This is a genomic window from Nocardiopsis sp. YSL2, from assembly GCF_030555055.1.
Lineage (GTDB): Bacteria > Actinomycetota > Actinomycetes > Streptosporangiales > Streptosporangiaceae > Nocardiopsis.
On record NZ_JAMOAO010000001.1, the window covers coordinates 6,078,666 to 6,094,958 of the forward strand.

The window sequence follows — 16,293 nt, forward strand, 5'->3', positions numbered from 1 at the left end:
GGCCGGGGTGACCGCTCCGCGGGGCGGTCACCCCGGCGCGTGGTGGTCCCGCCACCGGGCGAGGTGTTCGTCGGCGGCGGCGTCGGCGGCGTCGGCGGCGGCCGCGGACACGTGCTCCTTGCGCCAGGCGAGCAGGGTCGCCTGGGCCGAGGCCACGAACCGCTCCCCCGACCGGGTGAGCGCGCCCGAACCCAGGACGGTGCGGCCCGCGTCCACGGTGCAGCGCCGCCAGTGCGCGAACTCGGTCTCGGCGCGCCGGAAGTCCTCGCCCGTGCTGACCAGCCGCTGGCGGCGCCAGAACCCGGCCACGCCCAGGTGTGCGTACACACCCTGGAGCAGGCCGCTCATCGGCCGCGGGTCCAGGCGCCAGGGCGCGTAGAACAGCCGCCCGTCGTCGGGGACCGTCAGGGGCACCAGGTCGGCCAGGGCGGTCAGCTTGGCGTGCTGGACCTCGTGGGCGAAGGTGAGGGCGAGCCAGAGGGCGTCCGGGGGCCGGGAGACGCCCAGGCCGCCGAAGCAGTGCCGGGCGGTGGCGCTGAGGTCCCTGCCCCCGGCGGCGCGGAGCGGGGTCATGGTGAAGACCGTCTCCGGGACCTCCTCGGCGATGGTCCAGTGGTGGTCGACCAGGACCGCCCACGCCTGGTGGAGCACCGCGCGCCAGTGCGCCACCTGTGCGCCGTCGAGCCGTGCTCGCGCGACCTCGCCCCCCGGGACGCGGTCGGCGTCCTGGTCGTCCAGGAGCAACTCCAGTCGCCTCCCGCGGTGCTCGGCCGACAACCGGCGCAGCGCGTGCCAGTCGTCGGTGTCCTCGTGCGGGTCGTCCGGCACCCGCACGCGCACGGAGCCGAGGGAGAGCTCAGCGCCGTCGGCGCCGGACTCGAACTCCGCCTCCCGGCCGTCGTCGGCGCCCGGCCGCAGCAGGGCGCGCCCGAGGCCCGGCAGGGGCGCGGTCGGCCCGTACAGGGGCACCCGCAGGCGGGCCTCGGTCCCCGAGCGGGCGGCCGCGGCCGCCGCCAGGGCCGACATCTCCGCCACCCGGGGCACCTCGTCGCGGTGTCCGCCCAGGGCCAGGGCGGTCCGGCGGGCCCACACCCCCACGGTCGGGTGGCGCATCAGGCGCGCCACGGCGTCGGGAGCGGCCTCCTCGGCGCGCATGAGCAGCTCGTAGGCCGCACGGGCCCGCTCCGCCAGGGGGTGCCCCTCCCGCTCCGCGTGGTCCACGACCTGGCGTACGAGCAGCAGGTGCTTGCCGTACTCGGCCTCGCGCAGGTAGCGGGTGGCGGTCGCGCCCCCGGCGCCCCGGGCCAGGGCGTCGAACACCGGCCCGGGCACCGGTCGGCGGATCGGCGCGGCTCCTGCGGTCACGGTTCCTCCCGTAGGCGGGCCACGTCGGCGGCGACGGCCCGGTGGATGTGGGTGATGAGGCGGTACAGGTCCTGGCAGTACACCGACGGGTTCCGAAAGCCCGTCTCGGCCCGGTAGCGGTGGGGGTAGAGCCCGGCACCGCACACCTTGTGCACGGGACAGGCCCCGCACTCCGGGGCCAGGGCCCGCGCGCCGATCTGCCGCGCGGCCGTCGAGGGCAGGTACAGGGCGTCGTCGAAGGGGTGGGTGAAGGTGTGCAGACGGGTGCCGGCTGCGCCCTCGTAGGCGGACTTGAGGCTGTCGACCTGTTCGATGCTTCCGTCGGTCTCCACGACCACGAGCGCGGCCGGGGACAGGCCGATGCTCTCGGTGCGCGAGTGGCTGCCGAGGAGCATCCGGATGATGTCGTGGAACATCCGGATGTCGGTCTCGCGCCGGGGCGCGTGGTACCAGCGGTCGAAGAGGGCGATGAGCCAGTCGCCGTAGCCGCGCCCCTCGGGGTCCCAGCCCGGGGGCGGCGCGTCCCAGTTCCCGTGCGGCAGCAGGAAGGCGATGCCGGGCGGGTCGTAGGCGAGCAGGGCCTCGTAGGTGCCGACCGGGTCGGACTCCAGGTCGATGGTGGCCAGGAGGCCGGAGAACAGGTGCCGGTACGCGGGGGCGGTGAGCAGCCGGAGTCCGGCGTCGACCTCGGCGTGGGTCCCGCGCCCGTTGGCGCGGCGGCGGTGGCGGTCGTGGTCGCGCTCGGCGCCGTCGATGCTCACTCCCACCCGGATGCCCAGTTCGTCGAAGAGGTCGAGGTACTGGTCGTCGATGAGGACGCCGTTGGTCTGGATGCTCAGGGCGGCGAGCACGTCGGGCTCGGTGGCCTTGCGCAGGAGCTGGGCGGTGGTGCGCAGGTGGTCGTGTCCGACCAGGAGCGGCTCCCCGCCGTGCAGGACGACCTCCACCCGGGAGCGCCCGTGGCCGCGGGCGTGTTCGGCGATCCGTTCCGCGACGCGTTCGACCGTGGGCGCGGCCATGCGCCGCGGCTGTCTTCGCCAGCCCTGGTCGGCCATTTCGTACATGTAGCAGTAGTCGCAGGCGAGATTGCAGCGGCTGTGGATCTTCAGGACGTACTCGTGAAAGGGTGTGGGCCGCCATCCCTGGGCGAGCAGTTCCCGGACGTCCAGTTCGGTCGGCCAGGGGCCGGGGCTTCGCTCTCGGGCACTCGCTGCCACGCCGGTGACCTCCTGGAGATGGGAGCACGCGCGATCGCGCGGTCGTGCATGACCTGGGGCGTGTGCGGCGGATGCCCCCGCCGCACGTGGCCCCAGCGGCGCTCGCGGCGGGCGGCACCACCGACACGCCCTAGTGTTCTCGTCCCGGTCGCCGACCAATCTCACTCGCGGGTCGGACCTGCGGGCGCGGTGGTACGAGTGACCTGTCCTCGACAGTCGGCACGGCCGGACGAACCACACTGTCCGCTTCCCCGGTGTTTCCGCATTCACGTGGAACAAACACCCGGGGCTTCGGCACCATGGCCGGTTTCGGTCACCCGAACTGTGGTTCGCCTCCGACCGGGAGCGGTAACTCGGGACGATTCCAGGAAACGGATGATCTCGTTCATCCCGGCATTTTCCCCATCGTTATCAGCACTCGCGGAGTGCCCCAGGAGAACACGGTGTCCGTTCTCGCCCGCGGGGACGGGTGGAGCCCTTCCCCTCCGGCCGTGCGCGGTCCGCAGGCGGCTCCTTCCCCGCCCCCGGGACGACCGGCGCCTCCTCCGGCAGGCCCCTGGCCGCGCTGTCGGCGGGGTGGGCGGTCGGGCCGAGGCGGGCCGACCGGACCGGAGGGCTCCGACCGGCCGGAGCCCGCAGAGCGGACCGGAACGATTTCGGCGTTCCGCCACGGCGGAGGACCGGGCGGGGTTAGTCTGAGGCCACATCTGCGACTCACATTCGGTGATGAGACAATGACTGAGCGCATCTTTTCCGTCGTGCACGACTGCCTCGACTGGGCCCGCGCCCTCGATCCGCCGCTCGCCCCGAACCCCGACGCCCTCCTCTTCCTCCTGATCGCCCACCTGGACGCCGGGTCACCCGACCCCGCGGACTGGTCGGTCAGCGACGTCGACGACATCGCCCGGACCGTCCGGGACTGGACCGGTGTGTCCGACGACCTGCGCCCCGCGTGGCTGGCCTGGTGCGACTTCCTCGTCGACTCCGGCCGGCTGGTGTGCGCGGAGAGCCCGCGCCGCCTGCGCGCGGCCATCGAGACCGTCGACCTGGACTCCGGCGGCCCCGCGCCCCGCCCGGCCCCCGTCGAGGAGGGCGCGCTCCCCCTGCTGCACCGGCTCGGCGCCGGCGAGGACAGCGAACCCGACCCGCTGCCCCCCGTCCTGCGCACCCGGCCCGGGGACCTGGACACGGCGGCGCGCTCGTGCGCCGTCCTGGCCGACGCGGCGCGGCTCACGGTGTGGGCCGACCACGGCCGCGACCTGGACCCCGACCGCGACGACGACGCCCTCACCGTCGCCGACACCGCCGAGGCCGCCGCCGCGCTGGGCCTGGAGCCCGCCCGCGTTCGGGAACTGTTCGCCATCGCCCGTGATGCCGGGCTGCTGCGCACGACCTACACCCGGGTGCTTCCCGGCCCCACCGCGCGGGCCTGGGCCGAAGGCGAACCCGGAGCCGTCGCCGACGCCTGGGCGGGCGCGCTGCTGGCCATGACCCGTCTGCGCGGTATGACGGCCTTCCTCGTGCTCACCGACCTGTTCGTCTGCGGCGACCTGCGCACACCGGCCGAGGTCGTGGGCGCCTACGGTCCCGCGGTCGCGCTGGGCGACCGCGACAACGATCCGGCGGAGGCCGTGCGGCGCGTGCTGGAGACCCTGGCCGAGCTGGGAGCCGTCGCCGGCGACGGCCACGGGTACCGGATCACACCGCTGGGCGACCACTTCATGGTCGGCCGGCTGCGCCACTCCGGTGCCCACGTGCCGCTCGCACCGGCGGTCGGGGCGATGAGCGCGGACGAGGCCCTCACCCTGCTGGAGGAAGGGCGCCCGGTGGACACCGCGGCGCTGCTGGAACGCTGGACGGCGACCCGCGACACCGCCACCGCGGCCCGTCAGCTCTGGGAGGCCTGCGCCTCCCCCGACGCCTGGCTCCGCCGCGACCGGGTCGCGGCCCACCTGGCCGGGCTGGAGGCGGACCTGTCCCCGATGCTGAGCCTGTACACCCACCATCCGGTGCTGGGCGGCCGGGCCCGCCGCCTGCTCGGCGCGGAACCCGAGCCGCCCACCTCCCACCAGGCGGCCTGGGCGGTACTGGACGACTACGCGCTCCTGCTCGACGCCGGCCGTCCGCTCCCGGTCACGGACGGGGAGCGGTACGCGCCCCAGGCCCGCGACTTCGCCCGGGCCGTGTGGCTGACCGGGCACCCGGTCGCGGACGCCGTGCTCGCCCGCTGCGCCGAGGGAGCGCTGGGCCCGGACGTGGCCGAGGCCGCCCGGTCAGTCCTTGAGCACCAGCTCGTAGGCCAGCAGGTCGACGCCGGGTAGCGGCGACCAGTCGCGTTCGGGCACGCGGGTGAAGCCGCGCGCCCGGTACACGTACTGGGCGGAGACCATCGCGGGCTGGGTGGACAGGAGCAGCCGGGCGACGCCCTCCTGCCGGGCGCGGTCCACGATCGCGTTCACCAGGGCCCGGCCGACCCCGCGGCCCCGTGCCTGCGGACCCACCGCGAACGCGCGCACCTCCGCCTCGTCGGCCCCGCGCGCGAGCTCGCTCCGCTCCGACCAGGGCGCGAACATGATCGTCCCCAGCAACTGGTCGCCGTCCGCGGCCACCAGGACCTCGCCGTACCCGTCGGCTCCCAGGAGCCGCAGGGCCTCGGCGTAGGTCGGGCTCTGGTCCAGGAGGCGGTCGGCCCGGTAGGCGATCTCTCGCAGATCGCTCACGGCGGTCATCTCGTCTGGCAGCATTCGACGCACGATCATGCACGACATTCAACCTGATCCGACCACCGCGAGCGGGTGTTCGCCGCACATCGGCGGGCCGCCCGCGCGCGGGATCCGGCGGCCCGCCGGGCACGAGGGCCCCGGAGGACTCAGGTGTCCTTGACCGCGCCGCAGCCATCGCGGTCGCGGGTGTCCTCCAGGTCGTAGGCGTCGTCCTGGGTCAGACCGCGGGGCCGTTCGCCGTCGGGCCTCTCGTCGGGGTAGGCGGGAGTGAACATGCGCGCGTCCGGCAGGCAGTGCACGGGGGCCGCCCCGCGGTACCAGTGCGGCCACGCCTCCAGCGTCCCGTCGCCGAGGTCGTAGAAGGCGACCTCCCCGAGGTGGGTGACGACCAGGCGCACCGACACCGGGTCGCCGGGGCGGGCGATGGGGTAGACGACGACGTACTCGGTCCGCACGGCCAGGTAGTCCTGGCCGTTGGGGTCCTGGGACGCCTCCGCCCACATCCGGCCGTCGACGCGGATCTCGTCGCCGATCAGTTCGGCCGTGCCGGGCGTGAGGTTGAAGGGGATGCCGCGGCTGTCGAGCTCGGGGTCCTCGTGCCCGAGGTGGTCCAGGTACCACTCCAGGGACTGACCGGTGAGCAGGCCGGTGAACTCGCTGTTGTCCTCGTCGAAGACCGCGTCGGTGTCGAGGTAGACCGCTTCCAGCAGCAGCCGGGTGCGGTCGTGGGCCCACTCGACCTGCTCGGCCGTGAAGTCGCCCTGGGCCGCGGGCTCGGGGGTGTCGAATCCGACACCGTAGTCGGCGGCGGGGCTCCCGGCGAAGGGGGCGTCGGGGTCGACCTGGTCGAAGGTGACGGGGCCGACGATCTGTTCGGCCTCCTCACGGAGGAAGCGGTCGGTCTGTTCCAGGACCTGCGCGCATCCGGTCAGGGCGAGCATGGTCAGAGCGGCCGCGCCCAGTGCGGCGCGCTTGCGTGGTGACATGGGGGATGCCTGTGTTCTCTCGGAGTGGTTGTGCGAACGTGAATCGCTCGCCTGGTGTTCTATCACCACTCGCGGACTGTCGTGTGCCCGGCCCCGTTCCCCTGGTCGAGGCACCGGGGGACCGCGGTGACCGAGGTCGCCGGGGGCGGGGCCACCCTGCTGATGCCCGCCTTCGGGCCGTCGCGGCACCGGCGGATGGTCGAGGGCGTCTCACAGGCGGAGGTCGAGGCCGCGTTCCCGGAGTGGGAGCTCCTCACGGCCGACGACGCGGACACCTCCGGCCTGGGGTGGCCGAGGAACCGCACCTCACCGAAGTGGTACCGGTTCCGCCGCGCCTCCGGGTGGCGCCGCGCTCAGCGGCCCGTGTTCCAGGAGGTGATCACGGGGCGGTCGTGCTCGCGGCCCAGCGTACTGAGGGTGGCCGTGTCCAGCCGGAACAGCACCCCCTCCGACGAGGGCAGCCCCAGCCAGCGGGCGGTGAGCACCCGCAGCACGTGACCGTGCGCCACCAGCACCACGTCGGGTCCCCCGGCGTCGAGTTCGGCCGTGACCAGGGCCAGGACGCGGTCGGCCCGCTCCCCCACCTGCTCCACGAGCTCGCCCGGGTGGTCGGCGTCGCCGGGCGGGACGCCGTCGCGCCACAGGTTCCAGCCCGGGCGGTCGCGCTGGATCTCCGCGGTGGTGATGCCCTCGTAGCCGCCGTAGTCCCACTCGACCAGGTCCGGGTCGACCGCGGGATCGTCCAGCCCCGCCAGCTCGGCGGTGCGCACGGCTCGGGCCAGGGGGCTGGTGACGACCAGGCCGACCTCGCGCTCGGCGAGCAGCGGGCGCAGCGCCTCGGCCTCTTCCTCGCCCTGCGCGGTCAGCGGCAGGTCGGTGCGGCCGGTGTGCCGCCGCTGCCTGCTCCACTCGGTCTGCCCGTGTCTGATCAGCACCAGTTCACCCATGGCGCCATCCTGCCCCACCCCGTCCGGCCCCATTCGCGCCGGGGGCCCGGGGCCCACGTGATTCTTCGACCCATCCTCGTGAAACCGCCCCACGGGCCCGCACCGGAGCGATAGAAGAAGGGGGACCGCCGTGCCGTCAGAATCCGGGAGGCCCCATGCCCGCGCACGAGCCGCCCGCCCCGGGCCACCGCCAGGTCTCCGCCAGGCCGGTGTCACTGCCGCCCCCGCAGGAGCTCGCCCACGCGGCCCTGCGCACCGCCCTGTTGCGCGATGCCCTGGGCCTGGCCCTGTGGTGCGCGCCCGCCACACCGGTCACACCGCACGGTCTCCCCGCCCTGGCGCACGTGCGCGACGCGGTCCGACGGCTCGGGCTGTGGCCGCACGCCCTCGCCCACTCCCCCGGCGACCGTGCCGCCTGGCTGGCGGGGGTGGCCGCCGGTGGTGACGTGGTGGACTTCGTCGTGCCCTGGGAGACGGCCGTGGGACTGGGCCTGGTGGTGTTCGACGACGGCCACGCGCGCCCCCGCCCGGACCTGCGCGAGCGGGCCCGGGCCCCCGAGCACGTCCTGGACTGGTGGGTCCGCGTCTTCGAGAACACCTTCGAGAACGCCCAGGGCGACCGCGGGGGCGGCCCCGCCCCCGAACCGGGCACCTCCGGCCCCGAACTGCTGCCCCACGTGCTGCGCTTCCTGTACGAGGCGCCCGACGGGTGCCGGGCGCCCCTGGACACGCTGGTGCGCGACGTCCTGCTCGCCCCCGGGGCCGTCAGCGCGCTGCCCGAGCGCCTGCGCCCCCAGGCCGGGGAGCTGCTCCTGCACGCGCTGCGCCAACTGGCGATGACCGGCGCCGTCCTGCTGCCCGCTCCCGCCGACGCCGGCGACGCCCCCGCCGTCGAGCTGACGCCGCTGGGCCGGTACGGGATGCGCCGCATGCTCCAGGAGGTCGGCGTGGCCGCGCCGCTCATCGGCGACCTGGCCGACGCCGGCGCCGCGGAGTTCCTCGACACCCTGGCCACCCTGTCCGCCGAGGGCCAGCTCACCGCGGTCGGGCCCTGGCTGGACCGGCGCACGCCCGCGGGCGCTCTGCGGGAGATCGCGACGGTGGTCTCGGGGCCCGACAGCGCCCGGCGCCGGTGGGCGGGCACCAAGGTGCTGAACGCGACCAGCTCGCAGATCGAGCACGAGCTGCGAGCGCTGCTGCACTCCGCGCGGCCCGCGGTCGTGAGCCTGGCCGCCATCGTGCTGCTCACCTCGCGCATGCTGCCCCAGGACGAGATCGACGAGATCATGTCCGAGTTCGGGCCCTGGGTGGTGATCGACATGTTCGCGGCGTCGATGGCCGGCGGTGAGGCGGGCGTCCGCTTCCTGCTCGACGCCGACGACACCACCGGCATCGAGCGGATCCTGCTGACCGATCCGGTGCGCCTGTGGGAGTCCGAGCACCCCGACACCGCACGGGTCCTGGGCGCACTGGCCCGCCACCATCCGGACCCGGAGACGGCCGCGGCGGTCGTCCGGGTCCTGGACCACGGCCGTGCCGAGGGGTGGACGCCCTGGACGGACTGACGGGGTCGGCGTCCGCGTCGGCGCGGGCAGGGCCCGTCAGTCCCCGGAACGGGCGAGGAAGGCGTCGACCGCCTCGGCGAACAGCTCCGGTGCCGTGTCCATGGCGATGTGCTGCTGTCCGGGCAGGATGCGCACGCGGGCGTCCGGCAGCGTCCGCGCGATCCGTTCGGTCCCCGACCGGAAGGGCGCGGGGCTGTCGCCGCCCAGCAGGAGCAGGACGGGCGCGGTCACGGCGCGCACGCGGTCGGGGTCCAGGCGATAGCCGCCGGAGCTGCGCAGCTCACGTGCGATGGTGTGCGCCGCGGCCATCCGGTCGTGCCAGGTGGGCAGTGCGCGGATCAGTTCCAGTTCCCGCTCGGGCATGCCCACGACCGTGCGGAAGAAGAAGGACACCGCTTCGTCCCGGCGGCCCCGCGCCAGGAGCGCGTCCAGTTCGTCCAGGACCCCGGGGCGCACGAGTGCCCCGGCGTCCACGGGCGGCTCGTAGAGTACGATCCGGCGTGCGCGCGAGGTCAGGGCCGCCGCTCCCAGGACGCACAGTGCGCCGTAGGAGTGCCCCACCACGTCCGCGCGGGTTCCGCCGGCCCCGGCCACGGCGTCCACGACCGCGGCCACGTCCTCGTACTCGCGCTCGAGGCTGTAGTGCGCGCCGTCACCGCTCAGACCGCGCCCGCGCCGGTCGAGGGCATGGACGGCGCGGCCCGACTCCAGCAGGGGCCGCACGGAAGCCCACCGGCGGTGGTCGGCCGAGGTACCGTGCACGACCACCAGCGGCCGTCCGGCGCCGCCGGAGGTGTACGCGATGGACGTGCCGTCGCGTGAGACCGCGCTGTGGGTGGTGGAGGCCTGTGTGGTCGCCATGGTGGTCGCCCCCTCTGTGCGCCGACGCGGACGGTGCCCGCTGTCGGTACCAGCGTGCGCCGGTGACGGCCGGGGCGCATCGGTAGTTCTACCCACGGCCCGGCGCGTACGCCCGACCGCGGCTCGGTCCGGGGCCCGGTTCACGGGATCGGGGCCAGCGCGGGGTGCCGCATGGCGAACATGGCGGCCGCGGCCCGGGTGGAGACACCGATCTTGGTGTAGACGTCCTGCACGTGGTGTTCGGCGGTGCGCGGTGAGACGCCCAGGCGGGCGGCGATCTGCCGGTTGGTGAGCCCTTCGCACACCAGGCGCAGGACCTGGACCTGTCGGTCGGTGAGCCCCGCCGGCCAGGTCGGGTGCGCGCCGCCGCCCCGGCCCACGCACGCCAGCACCGCTCCGGCCGCCTCGGCGTCCAACGCGCCCTCGCGCACGTGCTCCCGCAGGAGGCCGGACGCCTGGTCCAGGTCGAACGCCGGCCGGTGCGGCCGGTCCGAGCGCAGGGCCACGAGCTCGTCGGCCGCGGCCAGGACGCGGGCGGCCGGGGAGATCTGCGCGGCCCTCAGTCCCCGGTGGTAGCCGGTGGCGTCGCAGCGTTCGTGGTGGGCGCCCACGAGTGCGGCCACGTCGGCCAGGGGAGGGCAGCGCCGCAGCAGGCGTTCACCGTAGTAGGCGTGGAGCCTGACCTGTTCGCGCTCCCCCTCGCTCAGCGGCCCGGGCCGGTCCCACACGCCCGAGGCGATACCGATACGGCCGAGGTCGTGGGCCCATCCGGCGGTGCGCAGGCGCCCGTCGGCGGCCTCGGGCAGGCCCAACCGGGTGCCGGCCCGGTGGGCGAGGTCGGCGACCATCGTGGCGTGGCCGTGCAGGTAGGGGGTCTTGAGGTCGACCAGGTCCCCGAAGGCGCGCACCGCCTCGGCCAGTCCGGCCGGGGTGAGCACGCGCACGGGGGTCGGTTCGGCGTCGAGCAGGGCCGGTCCGGGGTCGGCCTCGGCGGCCCACTCCAGCAACGGGGGCCCGTAGTCGTGGAACTCGGCGACCAGGCCGGGATCCAGGATGGTGCCGGACCGGCGCTCGAGTGCGCCCAGGGCCTCCTCGGTGCCGCCGAGCCCGTGGAAGAGCGAGGCCGTGGCCGCCACGTGCGTCACACGCGTGGTGAGGAGGATGTCCTCCCGGGCGAGTCCGAGGGGACCGCCGCGCCCGTTCCACCACTCGAACATCTGTGAGAGGGCCTCGGCGACGCCGGGCCCCAGCCCGAGCCGGTCGGCCATCTGGGCGGCGACCTCGCAGTCGGCGCGGTGGCCGTCCCGGTCGATGACGCGTCCGCCCCTGGCGGTGGCCGCGGCCAGCCGCAGGCGGCGCGCGACCCCCGCGCCACCGGAGATCCCCGGGAGGAAGGTGGTGAGGATGTCGCGGACGTCGGAGAAGTCGGTGCGGGCGCCGGCCGCGTTGACGCGGCGGTCGTCCCCTCCGAGCAGCAGGGCCGTCTCATGGGCGAAGGCCGTGCAGCCCACGTGCCGCAGCAGGGCGGTGTGGTGGACGTCGGCGACCTGCGGCGCGGGCAGGTCCAGCATGCGCGCGAAGGCCGTGGCGACCAGGCCTGCGCGTAGCGACGCGCCCGGGCTCTGAGCCATCCCCAGGTCGATGACGAGCGTGAGCCCGCACAGCAGGTCCGCCAGCCGCACGGCGGAGCCGCCGGCGCCGTGGTCTGCTCGCTCACCGCTCACGTGCCACCTCGCCCTCCACCGCTGGTGTCTGTCGCCCGCCCCAGCCGGACCCGCGCCGGCGGCCCGTCGGGCGCACCCCGGGCGTCGCCTTCCACCCTACGTGTGACCTACCGCATACCAGTGGCCCCGACGATGGACCCCGGACGCAACTTTCCATTGACAAGATCCCCTCGTCAGCATATCTTTCCAGTGGAAAGTTAACGAAGGAGCCACCATGGAACCCCTCATCGCCCTCGTCGGCGCCACCCTGGCCCTGTGGGCCGCCGGAGCCCTCGGCGTCCGCCGGCTGCGGCCGTGGCCGGTCGCCCTGCGCGGCGGCCTGGCGGCGATGTTCACCCTCACCGGTGTGGTCCACTTCGTGGGGATGCGCGAGGAGCTCATCGCGATGGTCCCGCCCGCGCTGCCGGCACCGCAGCTGCTGGTCACGGTCACCGGCGTCCTGGAACTGGCGGGTGCGGCCGCCCTGCTGTGGCCTCGAACGGCCCCCTGGGCCGCGGCCGGGCTCGCCGCGCTGCTCCTGGCGATGTTCCCCGCCAACGTCCACCTGGCCCTGACCGGCACGGACCTGCCGCCGCACCAGGAACTCCTCCCCCGCACCGCGATGCAGCTGGTGTTCCTGGCCGCCGCGATCGCCGTCGTGGTCGCCCACGCGCGCGGACGGGGCGGCGCGGCGGCCCCTCGGCCGACGGAGGCGCCGGTGGTCGAGCGCTGAGCCGTCTCGGGGACGGCCGCCCTGCTCGCACCGCTCGACGCGGTCGACCGGCGATCGACCGGCCGTTGACGAGGGGCCCCGTCGCCGCCGGCCCCTCGGCGGCTAGGATGCCGGGCATGCCATCATCGGACGACTTCGCCGCTTCCACGCAACCGTCTCCCGACCCGGCCCCGGGCGGGGTCGCGCCCGGCCGCGGTGTGCTGGTCACCGGGGCCTCCCGGGGTATCGGACGCGCCGTGGCCACCGCGTTCGCCGAGGCCGGCGACCGGGTCGCCGTCCACTGCGGGACCCGGCGGGAGGAAGCCGAACGCACGCTCGCCGGGTTGCCGGGCGAGGGCCACGTCCTCCTGCAGGCCGACATCAGCGACCCCGACGCCACCGCCGACCTGGTCGAGCGCGCCATCGCCCACCTGGGCGGGTTGGCCGTTCTGGTCAACAACGCCGCGGTCAACATCGCCCACCCCGTCGCCACCACGTCCTTCGAGGACTGGCAACGGGCCTGGCGCTCCACCCTGGACGTCAACGTGCTCGGCGCCGCCAACGCCGGCTATGCGGCCGCCCGGCACATGATCGACGCGGGCACGCCCGGCCACATCGTCAACGTCGGTTCCCGGGGCGCCTTCCGCGGTGAGCCCGACCACCCCGCCTACGGCGCGAGCAAGGCCGCGCTGCACGCGCTGGGACAGTCGCTCGCCGTCGCGCTGGCCCCGCACGGGATCACCGTCGCCTCCGTGGCACCGGGCTTCGTCGAGACCGAGCGCGTGGCCGAGCGGCTCACCCCGCGGGTACGCGCCGACAGCCCCTTCGGGCGCGTCGCCACACCCCAGGAGGTGGCCTCCGCCGTGCGCTACCTCGCCTCCCCCGAGGCCGTGTGGTCCTCCGGTGCGGTCCTGGACGTCAACGGCGCCTCGCACCTGCGCTGACAGCGGCGCCGCGACCTGTCGGCGGCCGGCCGCCGAACACCCGCCCGAGCGTCGCCGACCCTTCGGCGCCGGCCTCTGAGACGATCGGAGTCGCCGCCGGACACGCGCCGTGTCCCGACGGCGGCCCTCGCGCTCGGGAGAAGAAAGGCGGACAGCGGTGACCGACCTCCTCCTGCTCGCCGTGCTCTTCCTGGGGTACGCCCTCGTCTCCGGACGAACGCAGGGCACCTGGCTGACCGCGCCGATGGTGTTCACCACCGGCGGCCTGCTCCTCGGAACCGGTGGCCTCGGACTGCTCACCGGCACCGTGAGCAGCGAAGCCATGCGGGTCCTCGCCGAGGCCACCCTCGTCCTCGTGCTCTTCACCGATGCCGTACGCATCGACCTGGGCGCGCTGCGCCGCGAGTTCCGGCTACCGCTGCGCCTGCTGGGCATCGGGATGCCCATGGGGATCGCGCTCGGCGCCGCCGTCGCCTACGGAGTCCTTCCCGGCCTCGGCCTGGTGGGAGGCGCCCTGCTCGCGGCCGTCCTGGTACCCACGGACGCGGCACTGGGCACGGCCGTGGTCTCCGACCGGCGCCTGCCCGTCCGCGTCCGGCAGTCCCTGAACGTGGAGAGCGGCCTCAACGACGGGATCGCCCTGCCCGCGGTGGTGGTCCTGTCCGCGCTGGCGGTCACCACGGAGGGAGCGGCCGGCTCCGCCCCGGCCTGGATGGGCCTCGCCGCGCTGCAGATCGGTCTGGGCGTGCTGGCGGGCGTCGCCGTGGGCGCGCTCGGCGGCTGGGCGCTCACCCTCGCGGACCGGGCCGGGTGGGTGGGTGCCACGCACCACCGCCTGTTCCCGATCGCCCTGGCCGCACTCGCCTACGCCGGCGCCGAGACGGTGTCGGGCAACGGGTTCCTGGCGGCGTTCGCCGCCGGTCTCGCCTTCGGTGTGACGGGCCGCGAGCACCGGCGGTTCGTGCACCAGTTCGCCGAGCGCGAGGGTGAACTGTTCAGCATGCTCACCTTCGCGCTCTTCGGCGCGATCGTCATCGGCCCCCGGCTCGGCGAGGTCGACGTACGCGTCGTGGCCTACGCGGTGCTCAGCCTGGTCGTGGTGCGTCCGCTCGCCGTGGTCGCGGCCACGCTCGGCGCGCGGCTGCGCCCGGCCACGGTGCTCTTCCTGGCCTGGTTCGGCCCGCGCGGGCTCGCCTCCCTGCTCTTCGCCCTGATGGTGGCCGAGCAGGCCGGGGTCGAGGTGGGCGACCGGGTCCTGCTGGTGGCCGGGACGACCGTGCTGCTCAGCGTCTACGCCCACGGCATCACCGCGGCGCCCTGGGCGGGCGCCTTCGCACGACGGGCCCGCGGGTTCCACCCCTCGGCCCCCGAACACCAGGACATGACCGAGCACCACTACCGCTGGCACGGCCGCCGCGACCGGTCGGCGTGAACCCGAGCCGCCCCCTGGACCGGCGGGTCGGGCCGCTGTGTAGGGTGTCCGCCAGCGGTGTGCCGTCGGGGGCACCGCCTCGGCGAGCGAGGGAGCGGCAGATGAGCCTGGTCGCCATCAGCGACCTCCACGTCCGGCACCTGGAGAACCGCGCCTTCACCGAGGCCCTGCGGCCGGAGTCCGACGACGACTGGCTCCTGGTGGCCGGGGACGTCGCCGAGACCGCCGGCGACATCCTGTGGGCCATGGAACTGCTGAGCGAGCGGTTCTCCACCGTGGTGTGGGTGCCCGGCAACCACGACCTGTGGACGGTGCCCTCCGACCCCGTCCAGCTGCGCGGGGAGGCCCGCTACCAGTACCTGGTGAACGCGCTGCGGGACCTGGGCGTGCACACCCCCGAGGACCCCTACCCCACCTGGCACGGCCCCGACGGCCCCGTCGTCGTCGCGCCGCTCTTCCTCCTGTACGACCACACCTTCCGGCCCGAGGGCACCAGCACCAAGGAGGAGGCGCTGGCGGTGGCCCACGCCTCCGGGGTGGTGTGCACCGACGAGTACCTCCTGCACCCCGATCCCCACCCCGGCCGCGACGCCTGGTGCCGCGACCGCCTGGCGCGGACCCGCGCGCGCCTGGACGCCCTGCCCCAGGACACCCCCACGGTGCTGGTCAACCACTGGCCGCTGGTGCGCGAACCCACGCGGATCCTGCGCTTCCCGGAGTTCGCCCAGTGGTGCGGGACGGAGGAGACCGCCGACTGGCACACCCGCTACCGGGCGCGCGCGGTCGTCTACGGGCACCTGCACATCCCCCGCACCATCGTCGTCGACGACGTGCCGCACATCGAGGTGTCGCTGGGCTACCCCCGCGAGTGGGGCCCGCGCCCGCACCCCCCGCAGGGCCCGCGCCCGGTCCTCGCGGGCTGATCGGCCCGGACATCGGGCGGCAACACGCGCGTAGGGACGATTTCACCGTGCGGGTCTGGCCCGCGCACGCGAAACCGTTCATCGTGTGGGTGTCCGAACGCCCACCTCCCGCACCGGAGGAGTCACGTTGCGCACATCCCCCGTCCCCCCGCAGGCCGCTCTGCTCCGCCTGCTGTCCCTCACCGTCACCGCTGTCCTGGTCGCCGTCCTGGGCTGGGCCGCCCCCGCCTCCGCCCACCACGTCCTCCCGCCGGGCATCCCGTCGACCTCCGCCGCCCAGTCCCAGCTCGACTCCCTCACCGTGCGCCCCAAGAACAGCGGCGCCGGCTACGACCGCAGCCTGTTCCCGCACTGGGTCTCGGTCCAGACCCCGTGCGACGCCCGCGAGTACGTGCTGCGCCGTGACGGCCACACGGTCTCGGTCGACGGCTCCTGCCATGCGACCTCCGGCCGCTGGTCCAGCGAGTACGACGGCGTGTGGACCGGCGACTCCTCCGACTTCGACATCGACCACATGGTGCCGCTCCACGACGCCTGGCGTTCCGGGGCCGACACCTGGACCACCTCCCAGCGCCGCGCCTTCGCCAACGACGTCGACGCCCCGCAGCTGTGGGCGGTCACCGCCTCCAGCAACCGGTCCAAGGGCGACCGCGACCCGGCGTCGTGGATGCCGCCCCGCACCGCGATCCACTGCGACTACGTCAAGTCCTGGGTCAACGTGAAGTACCGCTACGACCTCTCCGTCACCTCAGCGGAGCGGTCCGCCCTCCAGAGCACCATCGACACCCGCTGCTGACCCGGTCGCCGTGCGGGCGGGCGCGCCCGCCCGCACGGCGTCCGCCCGAGCACTCCGGCCGGCGCCGCCGGAGACGCCTGGAGGCCCTCCGGTGACCGGCGAGGGGATCCACCCGCGTC

14 protein-coding genes and 1 pseudogene are annotated in these 16,293 nt (G+C 74.9%); 8 read left to right on the top strand and 7 right to left on the bottom strand.

Annotated features, from left to right (window positions below; translation table 11 throughout):
• Positions 1-27 precede the first annotated feature (27 nt).
• Positions 28-1,365, bottom strand: coding sequence for an HEXXH motif domain-containing protein (locus M1P99_RS26775; RefSeq protein ID WP_304455359.1), 1,338 nt, complete (start codon positions 1,363-1,365; stop codon positions 28-30).
• Positions 1,362-2,582 carry an FxsB family cyclophane-forming radical SAM/SPASM peptide maturase gene (locus M1P99_RS26780; protein WP_304455360.1) on the bottom strand — a complete coding sequence of 407 codons (1,221 nt, stop codon included), beginning with the start codon at positions 2,580-2,582 and terminating at the stop codon, positions 1,362-1,364. Before M1P99_RS26780 ends, M1P99_RS26775 begins: the two co-directional genes overlap by 4 nt.
• Before the next feature lie 734 nt (positions 2,583-3,316).
• Here M1P99_RS26780 and M1P99_RS26785 point away from each other — a divergent pair.
• Positions 3,317-4,903 carry a hypothetical protein gene (locus tag M1P99_RS26785; protein WP_304455361.1) on the top strand — a complete coding sequence of 529 codons (1,587 nt, stop codon included), beginning with the start codon at positions 3,317-3,319 and terminating at the stop codon, positions 4,901-4,903.
• Here M1P99_RS26785 and M1P99_RS26790 read toward each other — a convergent pair.
• Together M1P99_RS26790 and M1P99_RS26795 are read right to left on the bottom strand one after the other, a co-directional pair.
• Positions 4,856-5,311: a GNAT family N-acetyltransferase gene (locus M1P99_RS26790; protein WP_304455842.1), complete on the bottom strand. Its 456-nt coding sequence runs from the start codon at positions 5,309-5,311 to the stop codon at positions 4,856-4,858. The two genes, M1P99_RS26785 and M1P99_RS26790, sit on opposite strands and share 48 nt — an antisense overlap.
• A gap of 140 nt (positions 5,312-5,451) precedes the next feature.
• Complete coding sequence (locus M1P99_RS26795) at positions 5,452-6,291, bottom strand: hypothetical protein (protein WP_304455362.1); 840 nt, start codon at positions 6,289-6,291, stop codon at positions 5,452-5,454.
• 126 nt (positions 6,292-6,417) lie between these two features.
• Between M1P99_RS26795 and M1P99_RS26800 the strand changes: the two are divergent.
• Positions 6,418-6,633: pseudogene (locus tag M1P99_RS26800) on the top strand (SAM-dependent methyltransferase); the annotation flags it as partial.
• Between the two features lie 11 nt (positions 6,634-6,644).
• On the opposite strand, the gene M1P99_RS26805 reads toward M1P99_RS26800, so the two are convergent.
• Positions 6,645-7,238: a histidine phosphatase family protein gene (locus tag M1P99_RS26805; RefSeq protein ID WP_304455363.1), complete on the bottom strand. Its 594-nt coding sequence runs from the start codon at positions 7,236-7,238 to the stop codon at positions 6,645-6,647.
• 155 nt (positions 7,239-7,393) lie between these two features.
• On the opposite strand from M1P99_RS26805, the gene M1P99_RS26810 reads away from it, so the two are divergent.
• The gene (locus M1P99_RS26810; RefSeq protein ID WP_304455364.1) at positions 7,394-8,803 is read left to right on the top strand and encodes a hypothetical protein; all 1,410 of its coding nucleotides are present in this window, start codon (positions 7,394-7,396) and stop codon (positions 8,801-8,803) included.
• A gap of 36 nt (positions 8,804-8,839) precedes the next feature.
• Here the strand turns inward: M1P99_RS26810 and M1P99_RS26815 are convergent, their stop codons facing one another.
• Complete coding sequence (locus tag M1P99_RS26815; protein WP_304455365.1) at positions 8,840-9,664, bottom strand: alpha/beta fold hydrolase; 825 nt, start codon at positions 9,662-9,664, stop codon at positions 8,840-8,842.
• A gap of 140 nt (positions 9,665-9,804) precedes the next feature.
• A complete protein-coding gene (locus M1P99_RS26820; RefSeq protein WP_304455366.1) occupies positions 9,805-11,388 on the bottom strand; it encodes an HD domain-containing phosphohydrolase in 1,584 nt (527 codons plus the stop codon).
• Between the two features lie 214 nt (positions 11,389-11,602).
• Here M1P99_RS26820 and M1P99_RS26825 point away from each other — a divergent pair, with 214 nt between their 5' ends.
• The 5 genes from M1P99_RS26825 (at position 11,603) to M1P99_RS26845 (ending at position 16,174) form a co-directional block, all read left to right on the top strand.
• A complete protein-coding gene (locus tag M1P99_RS26825) occupies positions 11,603-12,100 on the top strand; it encodes a DoxX family protein (RefSeq protein WP_304455367.1) in 498 nt (165 codons plus the stop codon).
• A 116-nt stretch (positions 12,101-12,216) separates the two neighbouring features.
• Positions 12,217-13,023, top strand: a complete 807-nt coding sequence (locus tag M1P99_RS26830) for an SDR family NAD(P)-dependent oxidoreductase (protein WP_304455368.1) — start codon at positions 12,217-12,219, stop codon at positions 13,021-13,023.
• A 157-nt stretch (positions 13,024-13,180) separates the two neighbouring features.
• Positions 13,181-14,455 (top strand): cation:proton antiporter, encoded by a 1,275-nt coding sequence (locus M1P99_RS26835; protein WP_304455369.1) that lies wholly within the window; start codon positions 13,181-13,183, stop codon positions 14,453-14,455.
• Between the two features lie 101 nt (positions 14,456-14,556).
• Positions 14,557-15,378 (top strand): metallophosphoesterase, encoded by an 822-nt coding sequence (locus M1P99_RS26840; RefSeq protein WP_304455370.1) that lies wholly within the window; start codon positions 14,557-14,559, stop codon positions 15,376-15,378.
• A 160-nt stretch (positions 15,379-15,538) separates the two neighbouring features.
• Complete coding sequence (locus M1P99_RS26845; protein ID WP_304455843.1) at positions 15,539-16,174, top strand: HNH endonuclease family protein; 636 nt, start codon at positions 15,539-15,541, stop codon at positions 16,172-16,174.
• The last annotated feature ends 119 nt before the right edge of the window (positions 16,175-16,293 follow it).